The sequence below is a fragment of the Chthoniobacter sp. genome, from assembly GCF_040003245.1.
Taxonomy (GTDB): Bacteria; Verrucomicrobiota; Verrucomicrobiia; order Chthoniobacterales; family Chthoniobacteraceae; genus Chthoniobacter.
On record NZ_JBDUCX010000031.1, the window covers coordinates 15,642 to 37,154 of the forward strand.

General features: G+C 64.0%; 21 protein-coding genes. All 21 read left to right on the forward strand.

The window, feature by feature from the left end; translation table 11 throughout:
- Positions 1-19: 19 nt before the first annotated feature.
- Positions 20-871, forward strand: coding sequence for an ABC transporter permease (locus ABJF10_RS06160; protein ID WP_348543654.1), 852 nt, complete (start codon positions 20-22; stop codon positions 869-871).
- Positions 861-2,084 (forward strand): ABC transporter ATP-binding protein, encoded by a 1,224-nt coding sequence (locus ABJF10_RS06165; protein ID WP_348543655.1) that lies wholly within the window; start codon positions 861-863, stop codon positions 2,082-2,084. The genes ABJF10_RS06160 and ABJF10_RS06165 overlap by 11 nt, the downstream gene beginning before the upstream one ends.
- Positions 2,081-3,199: an acyltransferase gene (locus ABJF10_RS06170; RefSeq protein WP_348543656.1), complete on the forward strand. Its 1,119-nt coding sequence runs from the start codon at positions 2,081-2,083 to the stop codon at positions 3,197-3,199. Before ABJF10_RS06165 ends, ABJF10_RS06170 begins: the two co-directional genes overlap by 4 nt.
- Complete coding sequence (locus tag ABJF10_RS06175; protein ID WP_348543657.1) at positions 3,199-4,272, forward strand: glycosyltransferase; 1,074 nt, start codon at positions 3,199-3,201, stop codon at positions 4,270-4,272. Before ABJF10_RS06170 ends, ABJF10_RS06175 begins: the two co-directional genes overlap by 1 nt.
- On the forward strand, positions 4,269-5,507 hold the full coding sequence (locus ABJF10_RS06180) for a glycosyltransferase (protein ID WP_348543658.1): 1,239 nt from the start codon (positions 4,269-4,271) through the stop codon (positions 5,505-5,507). The genes ABJF10_RS06175 and ABJF10_RS06180 overlap by 4 nt, the downstream gene beginning before the upstream one ends.
- On the forward strand, positions 5,504-6,721 hold the full coding sequence (locus tag ABJF10_RS06185; RefSeq protein ID WP_348543659.1) for a glycosyltransferase: 1,218 nt from the start codon (positions 5,504-5,506) through the stop codon (positions 6,719-6,721). The genes ABJF10_RS06180 and ABJF10_RS06185 overlap by 4 nt, the downstream gene beginning before the upstream one ends.
- The gene (locus ABJF10_RS06190) at positions 6,718-7,500 is read left to right on the forward strand and encodes a glycosyltransferase family 2 protein (protein WP_348543660.1); all 783 of its coding nucleotides are present in this window, start codon (positions 6,718-6,720) and stop codon (positions 7,498-7,500) included. Before ABJF10_RS06185 ends, ABJF10_RS06190 begins: the two co-directional genes overlap by 4 nt.
- A complete protein-coding gene (locus ABJF10_RS06195; protein WP_348543661.1) occupies positions 7,497-8,357 on the forward strand; it encodes a glycosyltransferase in 861 nt (286 codons plus the stop codon). Before ABJF10_RS06190 ends, ABJF10_RS06195 begins: the two co-directional genes overlap by 4 nt.
- Positions 8,344-9,063 carry a polysaccharide deacetylase family protein gene (locus ABJF10_RS06200; RefSeq protein ID WP_348543662.1) on the forward strand — a complete coding sequence of 240 codons (720 nt, stop codon included), beginning with the start codon at positions 8,344-8,346 and terminating at the stop codon, positions 9,061-9,063. Before ABJF10_RS06195 ends, ABJF10_RS06200 begins: the two co-directional genes overlap by 14 nt.
- Positions 9,060-9,857 (forward strand): glycosyltransferase family 2 protein, encoded by a 798-nt coding sequence (locus ABJF10_RS06205; RefSeq protein ID WP_348543663.1) that lies wholly within the window; start codon positions 9,060-9,062, stop codon positions 9,855-9,857. The genes ABJF10_RS06200 and ABJF10_RS06205 overlap by 4 nt, the downstream gene beginning before the upstream one ends.
- Before the next feature lie 6 nt (positions 9,858-9,863).
- Entirely contained in the window at positions 9,864-10,913 is a 1,050-nt protein-coding gene (locus ABJF10_RS06210; protein ID WP_348543664.1) for a glycosyltransferase family 9 protein, read from the forward strand.
- Positions 10,910-11,992 (forward strand): glycosyltransferase, encoded by a 1,083-nt coding sequence (locus ABJF10_RS06215; protein ID WP_348543665.1) that lies wholly within the window; start codon positions 10,910-10,912, stop codon positions 11,990-11,992. The genes ABJF10_RS06210 and ABJF10_RS06215 overlap by 4 nt, the downstream gene beginning before the upstream one ends.
- The gene (locus ABJF10_RS06220; protein WP_348543666.1) at positions 11,989-13,002 is read left to right on the forward strand and encodes a glycosyltransferase family 4 protein; all 1,014 of its coding nucleotides are present in this window, start codon (positions 11,989-11,991) and stop codon (positions 13,000-13,002) included. The genes ABJF10_RS06215 and ABJF10_RS06220 overlap by 4 nt, the downstream gene beginning before the upstream one ends.
- Positions 12,999-14,147 carry a glycosyltransferase family 4 protein gene (locus ABJF10_RS06225; RefSeq protein WP_348543667.1) on the forward strand — a complete coding sequence of 383 codons (1,149 nt, stop codon included), beginning with the start codon at positions 12,999-13,001 and terminating at the stop codon, positions 14,145-14,147. The genes ABJF10_RS06220 and ABJF10_RS06225 overlap by 4 nt, the downstream gene beginning before the upstream one ends.
- A complete protein-coding gene (locus tag ABJF10_RS06230; protein WP_348543668.1) occupies positions 14,144-15,508 on the forward strand; it encodes a hypothetical protein in 1,365 nt (454 codons plus the stop codon). The genes ABJF10_RS06225 and ABJF10_RS06230 overlap by 4 nt, the downstream gene beginning before the upstream one ends.
- Entirely contained in the window at positions 15,508-16,638 is a 1,131-nt protein-coding gene (locus ABJF10_RS06235) for a glycosyltransferase family 1 protein (protein ID WP_348543669.1), read from the forward strand. The genes ABJF10_RS06230 and ABJF10_RS06235 overlap by 1 nt, the downstream gene beginning before the upstream one ends.
- A gap of 92 nt (positions 16,639-16,730) precedes the next feature.
- Positions 16,731-17,771: a glycosyltransferase gene (locus ABJF10_RS06240; protein ID WP_348543670.1), complete on the forward strand. Its 1,041-nt coding sequence runs from the start codon at positions 16,731-16,733 to the stop codon at positions 17,769-17,771.
- Entirely contained in the window at positions 17,772-18,296 is a 525-nt protein-coding gene (locus tag ABJF10_RS06245) for a DapH/DapD/GlmU-related protein (RefSeq protein ID WP_348543671.1), read from the forward strand. It abuts the gene before it with no gap.
- A complete protein-coding gene (locus ABJF10_RS06250; protein WP_348543672.1) occupies positions 18,293-19,147 on the forward strand; it encodes a glycosyltransferase family 2 protein in 855 nt (284 codons plus the stop codon). Before ABJF10_RS06245 ends, ABJF10_RS06250 begins: the two co-directional genes overlap by 4 nt.
- Positions 19,122-20,336 carry a WcaI family glycosyltransferase gene (locus tag ABJF10_RS06255; RefSeq protein ID WP_348543673.1) on the forward strand — a complete coding sequence of 405 codons (1,215 nt, stop codon included), beginning with the start codon at positions 19,122-19,124 and terminating at the stop codon, positions 20,334-20,336. The genes ABJF10_RS06250 and ABJF10_RS06255 overlap by 26 nt, the downstream gene beginning before the upstream one ends.
- Before the next feature lie 792 nt (positions 20,337-21,128).
- Positions 21,129-21,513: DUF1501 domain-containing protein (locus ABJF10_RS06260; protein ID WP_348543674.1), on the forward strand; the 385-nt coding region annotated here is incomplete at its 3' end.

The window sequence follows — 21,513 nt, forward strand, 5'->3', positions numbered from 1 at the left end:
CGTGTCCGCAGCCCCGGCGATGGACGAATTGCCTGCGTTTGCCGCGAATGCTCCGGTCGTGCGCATTCGCCCTCCGCGCACGTGGGAGGCGCTTGATCTATCCGGGTTGTGGCGTTTCCGCGATCTGCTCTTTGCGCTGGCCCTGCGCGATATCAAGCTGCGTTACCGCCAGACGGCGCTCGGCGTTCTTTGGGTCGTGCTGCAGCCGTTGCTGGGCGCGGGCATTTTTGCCTTTGTCTTCGGCCGCGTCGCGCGGCTCGACTCCGGTGACCAGCCCTACGTGCTGTTTGCTTATGCCGGTCTGCTCGCCTGGAATCTATTCAACGGCGTCGTGCTCAAGGCTTCCGGGTCGCTCGTCGCCAATGCATCGCTGGTCGCCAAAGTCTTCTTCCCGCGCTTGCTCCTGCCCTTTTCCGGTGTCTTGTCCACGCTGCTTGATTTCGTCATCGCGCTGGTGGTCGGGGCCATCCTGCTCTTCATTTCCGGTCAAACCCCCGGCCTTTCCCTGCTCGCCGCGCCATTCTGGCTGGTCTTCTTGTTGTTGCTGGCCACGGGCCTTGGCCTTCTCTGCGCCGCGCTGGCCGTGGCCTATCGCGATGTCATCCATGTCCTGCCTGTCGCCCTGCAGTTTCTGCTGTATGGCAGTCCGGTCGGCTACACGATCGCCGTGATCCCGCCCGGTTTGCCGCGTCTGCTCTACAAACTGAATCCGCTGGCGGCGCTCATCGAGGGCTTCCGTGTCGCCTTACTCGGTCACGGCGAGATCGGCGTGCGTTCCAGCATCTATGCCTGCACTGTGGCAGTTGCCCTCTTTATTACCGGGCTCATCGTTTTCCGCCGGATGGAGCGGCAATTTGCCGATGTCATCTGATCTCGTCATTTCGGTGCGTCATGTCGGCAAGACGTTTCGTGTGGCGACGACACGGCATCGCGCCACCACGCTGGCGGAATTGGTCACGCAAACATTCCGTCAGCCGTTCACCCGTCGGCAGCGCGAAACGGAGTTTGACGCGCTCGAAGACGTCTCGTTCGAGGTGCGTCGTGGCGAAGTGCTCGGGATCATCGGTCGCAATGGCGCGGGCAAATCCACGCTCTTAAAAATCCTTTCGCAGATTACGCCGCCGACCCGGGGCGAAATCGATTTGCGCGGACGTGTCGGCTCGCTCCTCGAGGTTGGAACCGGCTTTCATCCCGAGCTCACGGGGCGGGAGAACATCTACCTCAACGGCGCCATCCTCGGCATGAGCCGGCGTGAAATCGACCGCGAGTTCGATAGCATTGTCGCCTTTGCCGAGACGGAGCGGTTTCTCGATGTGCCGGTGAAGCGCTACTCCAGCGGCATGTACGTGCGGCTCGCGTTTTCCGTCGCCGCGCATCTGCGCCCGGATATTCTCATCGTGGACGAGGTTCTGGCCGTCGGGGATCTGGCTTTTCAGCGCAAATGTCTTGGCAAAATGGACGAAGTCGCGCACCGCAGCGGCGCCACGGTGCTTTTCGTCAGCCACCAGATGGCCGCCGTGCACAGCCTGTGCAGTCGCGCCTTGCTCATCGAGGGCGGGCGGGTGATCGAAGATGGCGCCGTCGATGGCGTGCTGGCCCGCTACATAGCGCTCAATAGTTCCGCACAAGCCTCGACGATTGAGTTGCCGGATGGAGAAGGAGAGGCGCCCGCCCGGGCCATCGCCGTTCACGTGTCTGGTTTGGATGGCAAGGCGCGCTCCACCTTTCAATTGGGCGAACCTTGGCGTGCGCGGGTCGAGTTCGAGCTGAACCGCCCCCTCCCGCATGTCATTGCCGGCTTTGGCTTGCAGAATCTCGACGGGTCGCCGCTCGTTACCTGGTGGAGCGCGCCGCGCGATCTCTCGCCCGGACGATATACCGCGGATTTTGAGTGCGATGTTCCGTTGGCGGCGGCTGAAGTGACCTTCGCCGTCGGCCTAACCAGTGACGAAAAATCAATCTACTATGCCGAGGGCGTCGGCGCCCTCAGCATCGGCGAAATTGCCACTGGCCCGCAGCCCCATCGTGCCAGTGGTTGCGGAGTGCTGTTCACCATCGAACGCCCGGAAATCAAGGCGGCATGAGCGTTCCCGCGCCGCGCCGGCTTCCGGAACTCGAGGGCTTGCGTGGGCTGCTCAGTTGGTGGGTGGTCGTTTGCCACACGTTGCAGCAGGCCGGTTACAATGAGGCTGGTCTCGGTCGCGGTCTCCGCATTCTCGTGCACGGGGACTATGCGGTGGATGTCTTCATCCTCCTGAGCGGTTTTGTCATTCACAAGCTCTGGCACGACGCGCGCGAGCCCTATCCGATTTTCATCACGCGCCGTTTCCTCCGGTTGTGGCCGGCCTATGCCGTTTGCCTCCTCGGCTCGCTCGCGGTGCGCCCCTGCATCGCGATGATCCTCAGCCATCCTCCGTTGGGCGATCCGCTGGTGGGTGCGGAGCATCTCGCCGCGCTGCGACAGAACTGGCAATACGAGGAAGATCATTTTGCCGCGCATTTGCTCGCGCACGTGCCGATGCTGCAAAGCACCATCCCCGAGACGATCCTGCCGCGCTCGTCCGTCGCCTTCCTTGGCCCCGCCTGGAGCATCTCGCTCGAATGGCAATTTTACCTCGTTGCCCCGCTGCTCTTTCTCTTTCTCGATAAGGGCCGCGGCCCGGCTTGGTTGATCTTCGGTGCCTTGGCGGGCATCGGCTGGTTGCTGCGCTACAGCCCGCCTCTCAGCGTCTGGTTTCCGATGGAAGCTTTTCTTCCGCAGAAGCTCCTGCTTTTTGGAGTGGGCATCGTGTCCCACGAAATCTGGCGCGCGGTCCACGACTCCGGCGAACGCGTTGCGCCCGCTCTATGGGGCCTCGCCGCTTTGGTGCTCTTTCTTACCCTCTCGATCCCGCTGGCGCTCTGGCTGGCCACGCTGGCCGCCGTATTTGCGGCGCGCGGGTGGTTCAAAGCGTTGCTGAATTCGCGCCCGTTTCAGGTGCTTGGTCGCGTGTCCTATAGTACATATCTCGGTCATATGCTGGTCCTCTGGGGCTTGCAGCCAGTTATTTTCCGCGCGCTCCCGGCCGTCACTGCTCCTCAAATGCTGATCGTGCTTTTAGTCATCGGCGCCCCGCTGGTCCTGGTCCTCTCCCTCGCGCTGCATCGCTGGGTGGAGGCCCCGGCGATCCAGTTCGGGCGTCGCCTCTCCCACCGTTGATGCGGATCTTCTACGCTGCCGACTCAAGTCCGAATCCCGATTTCGCTTCGCAGCTCTGGCGGGCGAATCTGCACGACTCGCTGGTTTCGCTCGGGCACGATGTCGTTGAGTTTCGCTACGATCTCGCCGCCACGTTTCGGCACCTCGATCCCGCGCGCCCCGAAGCCGCCGCGTTCATTACGGACAATCGTCCGCGTCTCGGTAAAGCATTGCTGGCCCAAATCCGCGCCGCTCACGCGGAAAAACCCGTGCAGCTTTTTTTTAGCTATTTTTACGATGCTTGCGTCGAGCCAGCGGTGCTCGACGCTATTCGCGCGCTCGGCATCGTGACAGTGAATTGGTTCTGCAATGCGAGCTATCAGCTTCACCTCGTCAGCCAGATCGCGCCGCATTACGATTGGTGCCTCGTTCCCGAGCGGTTTCGTCTCGAGGATTATCGCGCGCTCGGCGCCCACCCCATCTATTGCCAGGAGGCTGCAAACCCTCGTGTCTACCAACCTTCCGACGTGCCCTTGGAATTCGATGTCGCCTTCGCCGGCCAGTGCTATGCGGATCGCCCGGATACCGTTCTCTGGCTGCGGGAGCAAGGTCTGGACGTGCGCGTCTGGGGTGCGCGTTGGGAATATCACGTCGCACCGCCGACGCGGAATCCGCTGCGTCGCTGGCTCCCCAAATCACATGGCCTTCCGGCGGACGCGGTCGGCGGTGTGCTTGACGATCGATCCTTGGTCGAACTCTACAGCCGCGCTCGAGTAAATCTCGGTTTCGCGACGGTGGGCGAAAATCAGGCCGCACCACGCCTCACGCAAGTGCGCTTGCGCGATTTCGAGGTGCCGATGAGTGGCGGCTTTTACCTGGCCGAGCATAGCGACGAACTCACGGACTTTTTCATCCCGGGCGTCGAAATCGAAACGTGGCGCTCCCGCAAGGAGCTGCTCGAGAAATGCCGCCACTATCTCGCGCATGACGAGGCCCGCCGCGCCATCGCGACCGCCGGCCGCGCCCGCGCCCTTCGTGAGCATACGTGGGAACATCGCTTTACCGCGGCCTTCCAAACCATGGGCCTCGCATGATCATTTCCGTCATCATGCCGGTTTATAATGCGGCTCCGTACGTCGGTGAGGCCATCCGCAGCGCCCTGGCGCAAACGCTGGGTGATTTCGAATTCATTATTATCGACGATGCCTCGACTGACGGCAGCCGCGAAGTGCTGGCCAGCTTCACCGATCCCCGCTGCCGTGTGCTTGCCAACGCCACCAATCTTGGTGCCGCCGAAACAAAAAATCGCGGCCTCGCCGAAGCGCGCGGCGAGTTCGTCGCGTTTCTCGACGCCGACGACGTTGCCGTGCCGCAGCGTTTCGCTCGGCAAGTCGAATGGCTGCGTGCTCATCCCAACGTCGGCTTGGTCGGATCCTCCATCGAGCACATCGACGGGGCGGGGAATTCGCTCGGCTTCTTCGATCTCTCCGAACCCGATCCTGGCGCCCTCCGCGCCCGGCTTTGTACGCAAAATCGGATCGCGCAATCCAGTGTCATGCTGCGCGCCTCCGCGCTCGGCATGCTGCGATTCCGCAAGGAGTTTGAGCCCGCGGAGGATTATGATTTGTGGGTCCGCCTGGCCTCGCAATCCGAGCTAGTGGTTCTGGGCGATGTTCTGGTGCGCTATCGAATTCACGATCAAAGCGTCAGCGCCCGCAAGAACGCCGCCATGCTTCGGGCCATCGCCGCGATCCAGGGCCGTGGCGCGCAGGCTTGCGCGCCCCGTGCGCCCTTTCTAAAAAAGGCTGTGCACCGCCTCCGCCGCCTTCTGGTTCGTTTCGGTTTTGTCGCCGCGCCAACTCCCAAGGAGGAGCTTGCAGACACGATTGAGCGGTATCGTCGTGCGGGTATTTGCATCGGGGAAAACTGTTACATTCACGGCGCGCTGCTGCCCGATGGCGACCCGATCGAGATCGGCGACGATTGCGTGCTCACCTACTGCACAATCCTTGGCCACGATGCGTCACCGGCGCTGTTTCTTCCGGAGTTGCGCGGCACGGGCCTTTTTGATCGCGTATCGCTTCGACGCCGTACCGTCATCCATGATCAATGCTTCATCGGCGCGCAGGCGATCGTGCTGTGCGGGGTCGAGATCGGACCGCGTTCCATCGTCGGTGCGGGCGCGGTGGTCACGCAAGACGTGCCACCTGGTGTTGTCGTGGCCGGCAACCCCGCCCGTGTCGTCGGCACCGTCGAAGAATTCATCGCCAAACATCGGGCCGCCATTCGCGCGAATCCGGAGTACTACCCCGGCGTGGACCGGCAGTGAACATCCTGCTCGTTAACAATCAATACCGACTGGGCGGTGCGGAAACCGTTGTCCACCAGCTCCGGCGCGGCTTTCCGTCCGCGCGCCTCGCCGTGGCGGACGGAAAGACTTTTTCACCCGAGGTCCAGAGCCTCTATCCGCGTCTGCTCGCCCGGCTGAGCCACACGCGATTGCATTCCATCGTCGAGCATTTCGCACCGCGGGACACATGGACCGATCGCGCCTTCCGTCGCCTTGCTGAAGCACCATGCGATCTCATTCATTTGCATAACTTTCACGGCCGCTACGCGACGATCGAGTCGCTCGCCTCCGTCGCCCGCCGCAAGCCCCTTGTCTGGACCTTCCACGCGCTGTGGGGTGTCACCGGGGGATGCGATCACCCCCGGGATTGCCGACGGTATCTCGACGCCTGTGGCGACTGCCCGCAACTCGGTCGCTGGCCTCTTGCGGCACACGACGACACCGCCGCAAAACTGGCCGCCAAGCTCGCCCATCTCGCGCAATTGCCGCTGCAAGTTATTGCACCCTCCCGATGGCTCGCAGACATTGTGCGGACCAGTCCCGTCGGCCGAAACTGGCGGGTCCATCACATCCCCAACGCCGTGGACGCAGAAATTTCTACGCTGCTGCAAAAGACAGCGCGTGTGGATCGGGAAACGGCGACCATCCTGATTGTGAACCGGAACTTTCGCGACGAGCAAAAGGGTTTCCCTATTGTCCAATCTGCCCTCGCTGCCACCGCGGCGACACTGCCCGACCGGCGCCCACATCTCATTTTGGTTGGCGAGAATTCGGATTGGGCACGTCAGGCCCTTGCCGGATGGTCATGCCAATCCCTTGGCTACGTTGCCGATGTCGCGACACTCGCGCGACTGCATCGCGCTTCCGATATTTTTTTATTTGCCTCGCCTGCCGAAAACTTTCCCTGCGTGGTTCTCGAGGCGATGGCCGCTGGTAGTTGTGTCGTGGCGACGCCGACGGGAGGCGTCGTCGAGCAGATCGAGCACGGCGTCACCGGTCTCCTCGCTGCCGACATCTCCGGCCATGCTTTGAGTGCGGCGTTATTGCCCGCACTCACCGATGTCGAATTGCGCAAAAAGATCGGAGATGCCGCACGCGTCCGGGTAGTGCGGGATTTCGGTGAAGCTCTTTTTCTGGAGCGCCATCGTCAGCTTTACGCGGAGATTCTCAACACCTGGCAGACGCGGTCATGAAATTCTCCGTCATCATCCCTGCCTATCAAGCTGCGGCCACCTTGCCGGCGGTGATTTCCGCGTGGCGCATTGCGTCGCCGACTCTGGAATCGATCCTGGTGATCGACGATGGCTCTACAGACGGCTCTGCTGATCTCGCCGAGCACGCCGGGGCGAAGGTGATACGACTTTCTAAGAACAGCGGACGCGGCGCGGCACGCGCGCAAGGGCTGCGTGTGACGAATACGCCGTTTGTCCTCATGTGCGACGCTACGCTGGCCCCTGGGGAGGACTTTGTCGCGCACGCCGCACCTTGGTTTGCGGAGCCGAAAGTGGCCGCCGTCTTTGCGCATGTAATTCAACAAGCCCCCCGGACGTTCGTTGACCGCTGGCGCGGACGCCACCTGTTCAAATCCGAGCCGCCGGTGCTCAATCGTCAGGCGCTGCTCGCGACGGGCTTGTGCGTCTTGCGTCGTGAAGCCATCGAGCAAGCCGGTGGCTTCGATGTCACCCTGCGCTCGGGCGAAGACGCCGATGTCGGGCACCGCCTGCTGGCCGGCGGTTGGGATGTCGTCGCCGATCCTGCGCTGTGCGCGATGAGCTTGCGCGGCGAGTCTGCGCACGCCCTCCTGGCGCGCTATGCCCGATGGAACTCACCGCAAGGCTTGCGCGGGCAAGCGTGGCTGCGGCAGTTGGCCTATGCCGTGAAGACCATGGCCCTCCAGGATCTGCGAGCCGGCGATCCCCTGGCGGCGGTGCTGAGTCTGGCCGCACCTTTCTATCAACTGCGCCGCCGATGAAATTCAGCGTCGTCATTCCGACTTGTCATCGCCCGGAAGTGCTGACCCGCTGCCTGCGGGGATTGGCGCAGGACGAAGCGGAGATCATCGTCAGCGATGACAGTCGCGATGAGGCTACCCGCGACCGCGTCAGTCGCGAATTCCCGCATGTCCGCTGGCTTGCCGGCCCACGTCGCGGTCCCGCCGCCAATCGCAACAGCGGGGCACGGGCCGCCACCGGCGACTGGCTCGCCTTTATCGACGACGACTGCGAACCGCAATCCGGCTGGCTCGCCGCGCTGGCGCAAGCGGTCGGCAACGCGGATGTCGTCGAGGGCCGTGTCGTGTCGCCGGGAGCCACGGATTCGCCTTTCGAAGAGCACGTCGAAAACCTGTCTGGTGGCGTGCTTTGGAGCTGCAACCTCGCCGTGCGCCGCGAAGTTTTTGAACGATTTGGCGGTTTCGATGAAGATTTTCTGGAAGCCGGAGGTGAGGACATGGAATTCGCGTGGCGGATTGCCCACGCTGGATTGCGGGTTCAGTTTGCCACGGACGCGCTCGCGCATCATCCGCCGCGGCGGATTGATTGGAACGGACTGTGGCGGCGCACCTGGATGATTCGTTGGATGAGTCTCTATCGCCTCAAGACAGGCCAACCGCGTTCATTTCCGGTCGCGGTGGCCGACGAGACCAGGCTGCTGTTGAGGCAGACCGCTCAGCTCGTTACCCGTCGGGATTCGCCCTGGCCGCGCCGCCGCTGCTTTGCCGTATGCTGGCGATGGTTCACCTTCCCGCTCGTGTTGCCCTACATCCTTTATTGGGACTGGCGCTTTGGTCAGATGCAACCCGGACTAGCCCGCCGTGATGGAACCCCCTGATCACTATTGCCAGCTCGCTCCTTTTGCCGCGGCGTTTCGTCAGGGCACGCCGGCGCTGCTTTACCATCGGCTCGGGCGCGGCGCGCTCTTCACGAAACACCGCGGGTTGACGCTGCCCACGCGCGTATTCACTCGCCAGCTTGGCGAGTTGCAAACTGCCGGTTTCCGTTCCGCCACGCCTGACGATGTGCCGGGCGCGCCCGCCAGCATTTGGTTGACCTTCGACGATGGTGATACCACTTCGCTCGCCGCTCTGGAACCGCTGCGCACTCATGGATTCCGCGCGATACAATTTCTCGTCGCCGATCGCCTTGGTAAGACCAACGATTGGGACCACACTGGCACAGCCCTGATGGACGAAACCCAAGTACGCGAATGGCTCGCTGCCGGCCACTCGATCGGCTCGCATTCCATGACCCACGCCCGGCTCACGTCGCTGTCGCCCGCCGTGGCCAGAGAAGAGATTCACGCGAGCCGTCGCCGACTTGAAGACCGCTTCGCAGTCCCGGTGGAAACCTTTGCCTATCCGTGGGGCGACTGGACTCCGCTTCTCGCCGAGGAAGTCGCCGCGGCCGGCTACCGTGCCGCATTCACCACCGACGCGGGTGTCAACGATGCCTCCGCGAATCCCTTCGCCTTGAAACGTCACACCGTGTGGTGTGCGTGGAGGCAGCCGCGGGACCTTTGGTTTGCCCTGACCGCATGAGCGCTCCCATTCGTCTCAGCATCGCGCTCGTCACGCGCAACCGCCCGGACAGTCTCCGCCGCTGCTTGACCAGCCTGCGTTTGCAGGACACGCCGGCGTTCGAAGTTATCGTGTCCGACGACAGCGAAAACCCTGCCGTCGCCGCCGCGATCGCACAGGAATTCGAGGCCCGGCATGTCGTCGGCCCGCGGCGAGGACTGTATGCCAATCGCAATGCCGCGGCCCAGGCTTGCCGCGGCACCCACATCCGGACGATGGACGATGATCACACGCTCCCGCCAGGCCATTTGCGCGCGTGCCTCGAGGCCGTCACGCGCGATCCGCACGCGCTCTGGACATGCGGTGAACAAAGCTTCATCGACGAAAGAACCAACACTTTCACCCCCTATGCCGCGCAACTGCACCCCAGCGGCGTCGCTCATGCCATGGCGGATCCGGACGACAATTGGGCGATTGCCGACGGTGCGACCATTTATCCCCGCGAAGTCTTCGAGCGTGGATTCCGGTTTGTCGAAGAGCTCGGCTACGGCTCGTCCTATCTCGAGTTTGGGGCGCTGCTCTATGCGCGTGGCTGGCGCAGTCGCTGCTTGCCCGGAGCATTCGTCGAACATCACGATGAAGCGGTCGCCCAGAATCGCCACTCCCCGCTGAGCTGCCTTTACGCCAGCCTCTGCTACAATCTCTTTTTTCGCCGCAATCTCCTGCGCGCCCTGCGTCACGCCGCGCCGCATGTCGCGCATTTCGGTGCACTGCCGCGCCTTCTCCGTCTCGCCCGCTCGCGCTGGAAATCATGAGCCGATATGTCCTGGAAGCGTAACGCCATCGAGACCGTCTGCTATTTCGCCAGCCGGGTTGCGCCGCGGGCGACGCGCGCCCCCGAGAACCCGGGTTCGATCTTCGTCCTGCGCAACAACGACATCGGCGATCTGCTCGTCATTTCGCCGCTGTTCGAAGCCTTGCACCGTCGCTTTCCCGGCGCAAAAATCATTGCCGGGATCGGTTCCTGGAACCTCGACGTGCTGCGCGATAACCCCTACGTCGACGAAATCCTGCCGCTCAACGCGCCCTGGCACAACGGCCAGATCAAACCACAGCACATCGCCGCCGCCTGGCGCTACATCGCCGGCTCCGGCGAGGCGGCGGCGCTCGCCCAGCGCAAATGCGACATCGGCATTGATGTCCTCGGCAGTCTGCAAGGCTCGCTGCTTTTCATGCGCGCCGGTATTCCCTGGCGTCTCGGCGTCCGTGGTTACGCGGGCGGCCAATCCGCCGCGCAGCAATCGATTGCTTTCAATGAAAATGAGCACGTTGGCCACGCCGCGCTGCGTCTCGCTGAATTGCTCGGCGCCAATCATCTGCCGGAAAACCGCCCCCAAATCTATCTCCCCACGCCACCGCCGAAGCACGACGCCATTGTAGTCGCTCCCGGCGGTGGCTTTGCAGAAAAATGCTGGCCGCTGGCGCATTTCGCCGCCTTGGTGGATCGACTTGCGGCCCAGCGCGTGATCGTCATCGGCGGCCCTCGCGACTCTGCCGCGGGCGCTGCTCTCGCCCAAGGCCGCCCGCACGTGGAAGATCGCACCGCACGACACAGCCTGCGCGAAACGTTCGCGCTCATCGCCGGCGCCCGCGCTGTCGTCGGCAATTCCAGCATGGCGATGCACGCCGCCGCAGCGTTTCGCAAACCCTGCCTCGTCCTGCTCGGCGGGTACTTTCAAGATGCCGCCCAACATGCTGCCCAATGGGCCTATCCCGAGACCCGCGTGCTCGGGCGCGGCCCGGGGCATCCCGAAATCTGGACGCCTGAGGAAGCGTGGCCCATCCTCGGGAACTTGCTTTCCGCATCATGAGAATCGCCTTCGTCACGAGTTGCCTCGAACCCGGGCGCGATGGCGTCGGCGACTATACGTCACTGCTGGCCGAGGAGTGTGCACACCGCGGCCATATCGTGACACGGATTGCGCTCAACGACGGTCACGCGGGCGAAGTGATCGAAGCCGAAGGGCTAATGCGATTGCCGTCGTCCCTGGGCTGGGATGAGCGTTGCGCGCGTGCCCGCCGCCGGCTGGAGGATTTCTCTCCCGATTGGGTGAGCCTGCAATTCGTGGCCTTCGGCTTTCATCCGCGCGGACTCGTCGGACGCATCGCGTCACACGTTCTGGCTTTACTGATTGGCTGGCCGGTGCACGTCTTTCTCCACGAGCTCTGGCTCGGCGAGGAATGTGGCGCGGCCTGGAAGCATCGAGTGCTCGGCTGGATGCAACGGCGTGGATTGCTTGCCATCCTCCGCGCCCTCGATGTCCGCGTCGTCCACACCAGTAATTCCGCCTACGTCCAGCTCCTGCGCGGGCACGGCATTCCCGCCGGGCGCCTCCCGCTGTTCGGTTCGCTGCCACTGCCGGTCTTGGAAAAGCCCCGCGATACCGATTCGCTGACGTTCGTCTTCTTTGGCACACTGCATCCCGTATGGCCGCCGGAACCGCTCTTCACCCATCTGCGCACGCTGCGGCGTTCGATCACGCTCTGCCATCTCGGGGAGATCGGTGCGGGAGCGACGCTCTGGGAACGGCTGGAAAACGAGTGGGGCCGGGATTTCAATTTCCTGCGCGGGAGACATTTGTCTCCGCAAGCCATCGCGGACATTTTCGCCGCCGCCGATTTCGGCGTGGCGACTACACCTTGGGCGCTCATCGGCAAGAGCGCCAGCGTCGCTGCCATGCTCGACTGCGGACTGCCGGTCATCGTCAATCGCGACGATGTGCAGTACGCCGGTTTGCCGGATGAACCTGCCGAGACGCCGCTGCTCATGAAGATGAGTGCGAATCTGCCCGCGCAATTGTCTGCTGCCCAGCGGCAGCCGCCGAAATTGCGCAAGCTTGAAGTGGTGGATCAATTCCTCACCGACTGGGAAGCGGTGCGCCCGCAATGAAGATCCTGCTCTCCTCCCATTTTTTCCATCCCAGCGTGGGTGGCATTGAGGAAGTCAGCCGAATCCTGGCGCGCGAATTTTCCCGCGAAGGTCATCAAGTGCGCATCGTCACACAGACCCGGGAGGACGACGGTACGGCCTTTCCTTTCCCCATCTATCGTCGTCCGGGACCGGCGGAATTGATGCGCTTGGTGGAGTGGTGCGACGTGTATTTTCACAACAATATTTCTCTGCGCACTGCCTGGCCGCTGCTTTTCGTGCGCCGCCCGTGGGTGGTTGCGCATCACACCTGGATCACCCGGGTCGACGGCACCATCGGCTGGCGTGATCGGCTGAAAATTCTCGTTGTCCGATGGGCCCACAATATTGCGGTGAGCGACGCCATGCGCGAGCAGATCGCCGCGCCCGTCGTCGTCATCGGCAACCCGTATCGCGACGACCTTTTCCGTTGCGATCCCACGGCGGTGCGCGACCGCGAACTCGTCTTCCTCGGGCGCCTGGTTCGCGACAAAGGCGTGGATTTGCTCTTTCGGGCCCTCGCCCGGTTGCGGGATTTTGGGTTTACCCCGCGTCTCACCGTCATCGGTCGTGGGCCCGAAGAACCCGCGCTGCGTCAATTATGCAAGCAACTCGGCCTGGAAGCGCAGATCGAATTTGCCGGGCTGAAGACCGGCCCCGACGTCGTAGCCTTGCTGAATCGCCATCTCATCATCGTGGTGCCATCCCGCTGGCAGGAGCCTTTTGGCCTGGTCGCCCTCGAGGGCATCGCCTGCGGTTGCGTCGCCCTCGGCGCGGATTGCGGCGGTCTGCCGAGTGCCATCGGCGCGGCGGGGGCCACCTTTCTCCATGAGGACGTGGACGATGCGGCCTGTTGGATCGAGCGGCTGCTCGCCTCGGAATGGGGCCTGGAGCATTATCGCAAGAGCGCTGCCGCCCACCTCGCGAACCACACCGCGTCGGCAGTGGCCGCGCACTACCTGCGAGTCCTCGAAGAGGCGGCTCACCGATGATCCTGCTGAGTCATTCCACGGTCAATGCCTTCACCCGCGCGCTTGCGGAAGGCTTGCATCGCGCCGATCGTCTGGCCGCCTTTCACACCACCATCGCGTTCGGCCGCCGCGCGGTCGCATTGCCGTCCGCCCTGTTGCATCGCCATCCGTGGCGGGAGCTGGCCCGCCTGGCGGCGCAGCGCTTCGGCTGGCGCGATGACCATGGCCCGCTCGGCATCGACGCCGTTTGTCGGGCACTCGACGCCACGGTGTCCCGCGATCTCGGTGACGCCCGCGCCGTCTATTGCTACGAGGATGGAGCGCTGGCGACATTTCGGGCCGCTCGCGAGCGCGGTCTGCCGCGCAGCTACGAATTGCCCATCGCCTATTGGGAAACCACCCAGCGCCTTTTGCGTGAAGAAGCGGCGCGGCTGCCGGCCTGGGCGTCCACGCTCCAGGCGCCCGGCGATTCCCCGGAGAAGCTGGAGCGCAAGACCGAGGAGATTCGTCTCGCCGACCTGGTCGTTTGTCCCAGCCGTTTTGTGCAGGCCAGCCTGCCTCCGGGCACCCGCAGCATCGTTGCGGAATTCGGTTCCCCGGCGCTTCCGGCGGATGTGACCCCGCGCCGCGATGATGGGCCGCTGCGCTTGCTCTTCGCCGGCACCATGACTCAGCGCAAAGGCCTCGCCGATCTCTTCGCCGCGCTGCGCCTGCTCAATCGCCGGGACGTCGAACTATCCGTGCTCGGCACGCCGCTCGCCTCGCTGTCATTCTATCGCGATGCCTGGCCGCATTTTCGCCACGAACCGACCCGCCCCCACCGGCAGGTGCTTGCCTTGATGGACTCCTGCGACGTGCTCGTTCTGCCCAGCATCGTCGAGGGGCGCGCCCTGGTGCAGCAGGAGGCGCTCAGTCGCGGCCTGCCCTTGCTCGTGACGCCGAATGCCGGCGGCGAAGACCTCGTCGTCCCCGGTGAAACGGGCTGGCTCGTTCCCATTCGCGACCCAGCGGCCCTTGCCGAACGCATCGCGTGGTTTGCCGATCATCGCCGCGACTTGCCGGCCATGCGCGAAGCTTCCCGGCGGATGGCGGCGGCGCGTTCCTGGGCGGAGTACACCCGGCGCATCATCGCCGGGATCGATGTCCTTTTGCCCGTTCGCCCATGAGCAACTCCCTCGGCGCGATTCGGCGGTGCATCTGGCTGTATTTCTGGTTGCTGCTCTTCGAGGGCGCGCTGCGCAAATGGTTCACGCCGGGGCTTTCGAACGTGCTGCTCATAGTGCGCGATCCAGTCGTCCTCGCCATCTACGCGCTGGCCCTGCGCGATCGTGTCTTTCCGGTTTCGGGTTTCGTCTTGTGGAATTTCGTCCTCGCGCTGCTTTGCTTCCTCGCCTCGTTCGCGGGCGTCGGCACGCTGGCGGTGACGATCTATGGTCTGCACGCGGATTTCCTGCACCTCCCGCTCGCCTTCCTCATGCCGCGCGTGTTGCGCACGGAGGATGTCCGTCGCATGGGCCTCGCCCTGCTGCTGCTCCTCGTGCCGATGACCCTGCTCGCGGTGCTGCAGTTCAAGGCCGGCCCCATGTCGTGGTGGAACGTCGGCGCGGGAGGTGAAATTGGCGCACAACTTTACGCCGCGCACGGCAAGGTGCGGGCCTCGGGCACCTTTTCTTTTGCGACAGGCCTGGCGACTTATCTCGCCCTGAGCACAGCCTTCCTCCTGGACGACTTGCTCGGTCCACGCACCTATCCGCGCTGGCTGACCGTCGCGGCAATTCCGGCGCTCGCTCTCACGCTGGGGGTTTCGGGCAGTCGCACGGCGGTCATTGCCGTCACCATCGTGTGCAGCCTGGTCCTCTACATTGCGCTTCGACGGCCTGAGCAAATGAGAGGAGCGGTGCGGTTTGTCTTGCTCGCAGTCATGGCCGTGGTCGGGTTGGTGTGGCTGGCCCCGGTTTTTTTGGAAGGGGTGGCCGTGCAACGGGAACGTTTCGTGGGCGGGGGTGGGGTGCAACAGGGGATTATCGTGCGCTTCGGCCAGGATTTCGTCGCGGCGGGTGCGGCACTTTACAACGCGCGCCCTCTCGGCCTGGGCCTCGGTGTGGGGACGAACGTGGGGGCGACTCTCCTGCGCGGTTATAGTGAATTTTCCCTCGGCGAGGGCGAGTGGCAGCGCGTGATTCTCGAGAGCGGGGCGGTGCTGGGCATCGGCGTCCTCGCGTTGCGGACGGGCATGCTGCTGGCCGTCACCGCGGCCGCGCTCCAAGCCTATCGGCGCGGGCGAATTTTGCCGCTGTTGCTGGTGGGCGCTGGCGGGCTCGATCTGGCCACCGGCCAGTTTGGGCAACCGACGACCCTGGGCTTCGCCGTTTTTACGGCGGGCCTGGCGTTGACCGCCGCGCGATCGGAAGTGGAGTCGGCGCCGCACCCACGCTCTCCGACACCGCCGCCGGCGACCGCGGCGATCCGCGGCCGATCGGCTTACGCCGAACGACTCTACCGCGATGGCGAGAGGAAAGAAGGGTGATGAAAGTCCTGCTGGTTTCAAATTATTCATACGATCGCCAGGAGAGCATGTTGCGCTTCGCCGCGGTCTTGCTCGCAGGCCTGCGCGCCGCCGGGGTGGAAGTGAATCTGGTGCGGCCGGAACCCTTCTTTGGCCGCCTCCGGCCCAGCGGCAGCGGGTTGGGAAAATGGCTCGGTTACCTCGACAAATTTCTTCTCTTTCCCTCGCGCTTGCGCCGTTTGGCGGCGGAGACGGATCTCGTTCACATCTGCGATCATTCCAACTCGATGTATGTGAAACACGTGGTGGACCGGCCGCATCTCGTCACTTGCAACGACATGCTGGCCATTCGCTCGGCGCACGGCGAATTCCCGCAGAATCGCACTGGCTGGTCGGGGCGCATCCTCCAACGCTGGATTCTTGCCGGGCTGCGGCGGGCGCGTCGTCTCACTTGCATTTCCGAGGCGACGCGGCGGGATGTGTTGCGGCTCACGGGGCACCGGCCGGAAATCGTCAGCGTCACCTACATGGGGCAGAATTTTCCTTACGCGCCGGCGGCCGAAGTCGCAGAAGCCGCGGCGCAGCGTCGGCGCGGCGAACCATTCGATCCGGCGGTCTTTACGCGTTTGGGAATTCCGGCGGAGCCTTACCTCCTGCACGTGGGCGGCGGCCAATGGTACAAGAATCGGCCCGGCGTTCTCGCCATTCATGCCGCCCTGTGCGAGCGCCTGGGCCGGCGCGCTCCCCGGTTGCTGCTCGTCGGCCCGCCTTGCGCGGCCCCCGGCGTCGAGGCGCGGAGCGAGGTCGACAACGAGACGCTCGCCGCGCTCTACTCCGGCGCGGAAATGTTGCTCTTCCCATCGCTCGAAGAAGGTTTCGGCTGGCCCATCATCGAGGCGCAGGCCTGCGGCTGTCGCGTCCTGACGACGGGCAAAGATCCGATGACCGAAGTGGGTGGCGCGGCGGCATTCTATCTGGCGGATCCCCACGATGCGGTGGCCGGCGCGGTGGCAGTCGAACAAGTATTGACGCAAGATGAGGCGGTGCGCGGGGAGGCAGTGCGCGCGGGCATCGAGAATGCCGCGCGCTTTTCCACGGAGCGCATGATCGGCGAGTATCTCGCCATCTACCGGGAGGTGCTGGGCGCATGAAACGGCCGTTGTTGCATGTAGTGCGTTCATTGGATCCCGCCCGCGGTGGCCCCTCCGAATTGGTACGTCAGCTTTGCGTGGCGCACGCAGCGATGGACGTGCCTTCCGAAGTGGCGACGCTCGATGCGCGGCATGCCTCCAGCCTGGCCACGTGGCCGGTGCCGGTGCATGCCTTTTACGGCCATGGCAATTACGGCTGGACGACTGCGTTTACCCACTGGCTGCGCGCGCGGGCCAGCAAGTTTTCCGGCATCTTCGTGCATGGCCTCTGGCAATGGCAGGGACTCGGAACACGACAGGCGGTGCGGGGCACCGAGGCCCGCTATTGGCTGTTTCCCCATGGCATGCTCGACCCGTGGTTTCGTCAGGCCTTTCCCTGGCGGCACGCGCGCAAAGCAGGTTACTGGAAGTGCTTTGAGCATCGCGTAGTCCGCGATGCGGCAGGTATTGTTTTTACCAGCGAAGAAGAGCGCCGGTCCGCACGCGCGACATTTCAACCGTGGCTGGCCCAACGGGAGTTCGTGATCCCACTGGGCACGACGGCGCCGCCCCAGCCGGCGGAAGCATTGCGCGCCCGTTTCGAGGCACGATTTCCCCAGTTGCGCGGCGAACGGATCCTGCTCTTTCTCGGGAGGCTCCATGAAAAGAAAGGTTGCGACTTGCTCATCGAGGCCTTTCGCCGGGTCGCGCCGCCGATGCATCTGGTCTTCGCCGGGCCTTGTGCCGATGCCCGTTTCGAGGCGGATCTGCGTGCTCGTGCGGAGGGTCTGCGCGTGACGTTCACCGGCCCGCTTTATGGCGATGATAAATGGGCGGCGCTCGCCGCCGCGGAAGTTTTCGTCCTGCCCTCGCACCAGGAGAACTTTGGGGTTGCCGTGGCGGAAGCCCTGGCCAGCGGAGTGCCGGTGCTGCTTTCCCAACGGGTGAATATCTGGCGCGAGATCGTCGAAGACGGCGCGGGATTTGCCGAGGTCGACGATCTGGAGGGGACCGTCCGCCTGCTCGAGCGCTGGCGCTGGCTGGCCGCCGATCAGGCGGTGATGCGCCTTGCGGCCCAGCGCTGCTTTGCCGCACGGTTTGACATCCGTCGCACAGCGGAGAACCTCCTCGCCCTGATCCCCCCGCGCTCCTAAATGGTTTCCAGCTTTTCGCTTCAGCACCGTCTCGCCCGCGCCGCCTGGAAGGTGACGTGGCTCGTGCTCTGCCGCTGGACACCGCGCCCGTTGCACGTTTGGCGGGCGCTGGTCTTGAGCCTGTGGGGAGCGCGCGTCGGCGCCCGCTGCCATGTCTACCCCGGGGCCATCATCTGGGCGCCATGGCAACTGACGCTCGGCGACGACGCCTGCGTGGCCGACGGAGCGGAGATCTACAACGTCGCGCCGATCACGCTCGGGGCGCGCTCGGTCGTCTCGCAAGGAGCCTATTTGTGTGCGGCGTCGCATGATCATCGGCAGGCGGATTTTCCCATGACGTGCGCGCCGATCCATCTCGGCGATCGCGCGTGGGTGGCCGCTCGCGCCATTGTGCTGCCGGGCATCACCATCGGCGCCGGTGCGGTGGCGGGGGCGGGGAGTGTGGTGACGCGCGATATTCCGGATGGCTGTGTCGCCGCAGGCAATCCCGCCCGCATCGTGCGCCAGGCCGGGGACGCCCCATGAACAAGGTGCCCGTCAGTTTTCTCGTTCCGGTGAAGAACGAGGCGGCGAATCTCCCGCGCTGTCTCGAAAGCATTGCGTGGGCGGACGAAATCTGGGTCGTCGATTCGCAAAGCACCGATGGCACGCCGGCCATTGCCGAGGCCGCTGGGGCGCGCGTCGTGCAATTTCAATACAATGGAAGCTGGCCGAAGAAGCGCAATTGGGCGCTCGAAAATCTCGCTTTCAAACATGAGTGGATCTTTCTGATCGATGCCGATGAGACGCTGCCTCCCGAGGCCGCGGATGAGTTGCGCGCCATTGCCACCGGGGCGGGGGAGTGCGCGGCTTACCAGGTCGACCGCCGCTTTTGGTTTCTCGGCCAGTGGTTGAACCACGCCTATCGCCCGAACTGGATCGTGCGTTTTTTCCAGCACCGCAAAGCGCGCTTTGCGCAATTGACCGATGCGGACATCCACCACGCCGATCACGAAATTCACGAGCCGATGATCGTGGATGGCAAAATCGGACGGCTGCGCTCGGAGATGGCCCACTACGCGTTTCCGACGATCGAATCCTTCGTCGAAAAGCACAACGTCTACTCCGGCTGGGAAGCGCACGTGACTTTGAGCGAAGAGCACCGCCCGCCGACGCACAACTTCGGCTGGCGCCAGCGCTTGAAGCGGTGGTCGCGCCATCTGCCGTGCCGACCGTTGTTGCGTTTCCTTTTCGTCTACGTGTGGCAACGCGGATTCCTCGACGGGCGGGCAGGCTACTATTTTGCGCGGCTGCATGCGATGTATGAATTCCTCAGCGTGGCCAAGACCCATGAGCTGCGCCTCCGGCAAAATGAAGATTCTCGTCTGGGGCATTAATTACGCCCCGGAGGCCACCGGCATCGGCCCGTGCAACACCGCGCTGTGCGAATTCCTGCGCGCCGCCGGGCATGAGGTCGAGATGGTGACGACCTTTCCCTACTACCCAGCGTGGAGAAAACGCCCGGAGGATCGTGGCGTGATCTGGCGCAGCGAAATTCACAACGACGTACCCGTGCACCGCTGCTGGCACTATGTCCCGGCGCGCGTGCGCTGGTGGCGGCGCATCATTCACGAGGCGACTTTCGTTCTGACCTCGCTTCCGCGGGTGCTGACACGGCCGCGGCCCGATCTTGTGATCGCGGTTTCGCCGCCGCTGCTGCTCGGCCCGGCGGCGTGGCTCGTCTCGCTGCTGCGCGACACGCGCTACGTCTTTCATGTCCAGGATTTGCAGCCGGATGCGGCGCTCGGGGTGGGGTTGTTGCGCGATGATGCCTTTACCCGCGCGCTTTATGCGGTGGAGGCGTTTGCCTATCGGCACGCGTGGCGGGTCTCCGGCATCAGTCGGGGAATGCTCGCGGCCTTTTCGGCGAAGGGCGTGCCGGCGGAAAAGCAGGTCTACTTTCCGAACGGCATCCGCCTCGAAACGCCGCCACCGCGCGGTGCTTTTCGCGCCCGGCATGGGTTTAACGCCGGTGATTTCCTCGCCGTCTACAGTGGCAACATTGGAGTGAAGCAGGGTTTGCAAGTGTTGGTGCGCGCCGCCCGCTTTCTGCGTGATCGGCGCATTTTTCTGGTGATCTGCGGTGATGGCGCCCAGCGCCACTTGATCGAGAGCGAGGCTGCGGGATTGGCCAATGTCCGCCTGCTCCCGCTCCTGCCCGATGCCGAGTACCGCGATATGCTCGCCGATTCCGACGTGGCCCTCATCTCGCAACTCGCGGGCAGCGGCCGGGCGTTCTTCCCCAGCAAGGTCTTGAACCCACTGGCCTTCGGGCGCCCGATCCTGAGCGTGGCCGACGCCGATAGCGACCTGGCCCGCGCCATTTCCGAGGGGGTATTCGGGTGCAACGTGGGTGCCGACCAGGCCGAAGCTCTGGCCGAGGCCTTGGAGCGGCTGGCGGCCAATCCAGCGCAATTGGAAGCCTGGGGGCAGGCCGGCCGGGCCTGGGTGGCGCAATTTGAGCAGAGCCGGGTCTTGGCGGAGTTCGCGGAGAGTCTCGTGGTTCCGCAAAATCTTGAGGCTTGAGCCGCCTTGACTGGCCTTGACCCGCATTGATTGCGGAAGGCGACTGCCGGCAAATTGGGACCGGCGTTCGCGCGCATCAGGTGGGATGTTCATGGGTGCGATTCGGTGCGATTCCTCTGTAAAGGCGGGTGGGATTGGGGGCCGGTTGGTGGGATGCGAGAGAGACACGCCAGAGCGAATCTCGCCGCCCTTGCCACGGCACTCCTCGGTGGCAGTTTGGGTGGGATGATTGATGAGTGCGATTGGGTGCGATTCCTCTGTAAGATTGGGCGAGATAAGAGGCCATGCGGAGAGATGGCGGAGGGACACGCCAGAGCGAATCTCGCCGCCCTTGCCACGGCACTCCTCGGTGGCAGTTTGGGTGAGATGATTGATGGGTGCGATTGAGTGCGATTCCTCTGTAAAGTTGGGGTGAAATTCGCGGCCGGGATGGGATGCAGAGGTGGGATTGCTCCGGGGGCAGTCAGCCACCCCGGGCACGGCACAACTCGCTCCTTGAATTGGAAAATAACGGTTCGCATCGCGTGAAATCAGGTTCCTCCTCGCAGCCCTGCCAACAGCCTTCCGAACGGTCCAGACCCGTCCCTCCACAACCGACTACCTTATAGCACCTTCGCTCACATGTGTCAAGACACCCACCATCCGCCCGAGGGGCGGGATCCGGCGTGAATCAAACAATGCGTGGAGCCTAAGAAACTGGTTCTGTTAAGGTGTTCCCCATCGTAGACAAAATCGACGGGTCCAACCGCTGCCTGGGATCCCCGTTTTTACTCTGATCCCGTCCATCCACTCATGCTCACCATCCACGGCCAGAAAACCGCCCGCTTCTGCGATGGTGTATCGCGCCGCGATTTCCTGCGGATCGGCGGGCTGTCGCTCGGCGGCCTGAGCCTGCCGGGCATCCTGCGCGCGGAGGCGGGGGCCGGGGTGGGAAAGTCGCACAAGGCGGTGATCATGATTTTCCTGCCCGGCGGGCCGTCGCACCAGGACATTTTCGACCTGAAGATGGATGCCCCTTCCGAGATTCGCGGCGAGTTCAAGCCGATCGCGACCAACGTGGCCGGCGTGCAGATCACCGAGCACCTGCCGCGGCTGGCCCGGATGATGGACAAGTGCACGCTGATCCGCTCGATGAGCGACTGCGACGGGCGGCACGACGCTTTCCAATGCCTCACCG

What these genes read in the sequence shown, in the direction of transcription:
- ABJF10_RS06160 (WP_348543654.1), top strand. Translation starts at nt 20, where the DNA reads ATGGACGAATTGCCTGCGTTTGCCGCGAATGCTCCGGTCGTGCGCATT.
- ABJF10_RS06165 (WP_348543655.1), top strand. Translation starts at nt 861, where the DNA reads ATGTCATCTGATCTCGTCATTTCGGTGCGTCATGTCGGCAAGACGTTT.
- ABJF10_RS06170 (WP_348543656.1), top strand. Translation starts at nt 2,081, where the DNA reads ATGAGCGTTCCCGCGCCGCGCCGGCTTCCGGAACTCGAGGGCTTGCGT.
- ABJF10_RS06175 (WP_348543657.1), top strand. Translation starts at nt 3,199, where the DNA reads ATGCGGATCTTCTACGCTGCCGACTCAAGTCCGAATCCCGATTTCGCT.
- ABJF10_RS06180 (WP_348543658.1), top strand. Translation starts at nt 4,269, where the DNA reads ATGATCATTTCCGTCATCATGCCGGTTTATAATGCGGCTCCGTACGTC.
- ABJF10_RS06190 (WP_348543660.1), top strand. Translation starts at nt 6,718, where the DNA reads ATGAAATTCTCCGTCATCATCCCTGCCTATCAAGCTGCGGCCACCTTG.
- ABJF10_RS06195 (WP_348543661.1), top strand. Translation starts at nt 7,497, where the DNA reads ATGAAATTCAGCGTCGTCATTCCGACTTGTCATCGCCCGGAAGTGCTG.
- ABJF10_RS06200 (WP_348543662.1), top strand. Translation starts at nt 8,344, where the DNA reads ATGGAACCCCCTGATCACTATTGCCAGCTCGCTCCTTTTGCCGCGGCG.
- ABJF10_RS06205 (WP_348543663.1), top strand. Translation starts at nt 9,060, where the DNA reads ATGAGCGCTCCCATTCGTCTCAGCATCGCGCTCGTCACGCGCAACCGC.
- ABJF10_RS06210 (WP_348543664.1), top strand. Translation starts at nt 9,864, where the DNA reads ATGTCCTGGAAGCGTAACGCCATCGAGACCGTCTGCTATTTCGCCAGC.
- ABJF10_RS06215 (WP_348543665.1), top strand. Translation starts at nt 10,910, where the DNA reads ATGAGAATCGCCTTCGTCACGAGTTGCCTCGAACCCGGGCGCGATGGC.
- ABJF10_RS06220 (WP_348543666.1), top strand. Translation starts at nt 11,989, where the DNA reads ATGAAGATCCTGCTCTCCTCCCATTTTTTCCATCCCAGCGTGGGTGGC.
- ABJF10_RS06225 (WP_348543667.1), top strand. Translation starts at nt 12,999, where the DNA reads ATGATCCTGCTGAGTCATTCCACGGTCAATGCCTTCACCCGCGCGCTT.
- ABJF10_RS06230 (WP_348543668.1), top strand. Translation starts at nt 14,144, where the DNA reads ATGAGCAACTCCCTCGGCGCGATTCGGCGGTGCATCTGGCTGTATTTC.
- ABJF10_RS06235 (WP_348543669.1), top strand. Translation starts at nt 15,508, where the DNA reads ATGAAAGTCCTGCTGGTTTCAAATTATTCATACGATCGCCAGGAGAGC.
- ABJF10_RS06240 (WP_348543670.1), top strand. Translation starts at nt 16,731, where the DNA reads ATGGACGTGCCTTCCGAAGTGGCGACGCTCGATGCGCGGCATGCCTCC.
- ABJF10_RS06245 (WP_348543671.1), top strand. Translation starts at nt 17,772, where the DNA reads ATGGTTTCCAGCTTTTCGCTTCAGCACCGTCTCGCCCGCGCCGCCTGG.
- ABJF10_RS06250 (WP_348543672.1), top strand. Translation starts at nt 18,293, where the DNA reads ATGAACAAGGTGCCCGTCAGTTTTCTCGTTCCGGTGAAGAACGAGGCG.
- ABJF10_RS06255 (WP_348543673.1), top strand. Translation starts at nt 19,122, where the DNA reads ATGAAGATTCTCGTCTGGGGCATTAATTACGCCCCGGAGGCCACCGGC.